This is a genomic window from Bacillus sp. LR--39 (genome assembly GCF_053613335.1).
The window spans coordinates 1-582 of the sequence record NZ_JBSIOT010001289.1; the positions used below are offsets into that span (position 1 = coordinate 1).

The window sequence follows — 582 nt, forward strand, 5'->3', positions numbered from 1 at the left end:
GATAAAATCAGATTGGGCCACACGGATTTATGGATCAAAGTCGAAAAGGATTTCACAGTATACGGTGAAGAAATGATCTTTGGCGGCGGAAAAACAATCCGCGACGGCATGGGCCAAAACGGCAGAATCACAGGGAAGGACGGCGCTTTGGATTTAGTTATCACCAACGTCGTGCTATTGGATTACACAGGCATTGTCAAAGCGGATGTCGGTGTGAAAGACGGCCGGATTGTCGGTGTCGGAAAAAGCGGAAATCCTGATATCATGGATGGAGTCGATCCGCACATGGTCATCGGAGCGGGGACAGAGGTGATTTCCGGTGAAGGTAAAATTTTAACAGCCGGGGGAGTGGACACGCACATTCATTTTATTTGTCCTCAGCAGATGGAAGTTGCGCTTTCTTCAGGTGTGACAACCCTTTTGGGAGGCGGAACAGGACCCGCAACAGGCAGCAAAGCGACAACATGTACATCCGGCGCGTGGTATATGGCAAGGATGCTGGAAGCGGCCGAGGAGTTTCCGATCAACGTCGGTTTCTTAGGAAAAGGGAATGCATCCGATAAAGCGCCGCTGATCGAGCAG

1 protein-coding gene is annotated in these 582 nt (G+C 50.7%); it reads left to right on the plus strand.

Features of this window, described 5'->3' with window-relative positions; genetic code table 11:
- Positions 1 to 582: amidohydrolase family protein (locus ACWHAR_RS30025; protein ID WP_452088801.1), on the plus strand; the 582-nt coding region annotated here is incomplete at both ends.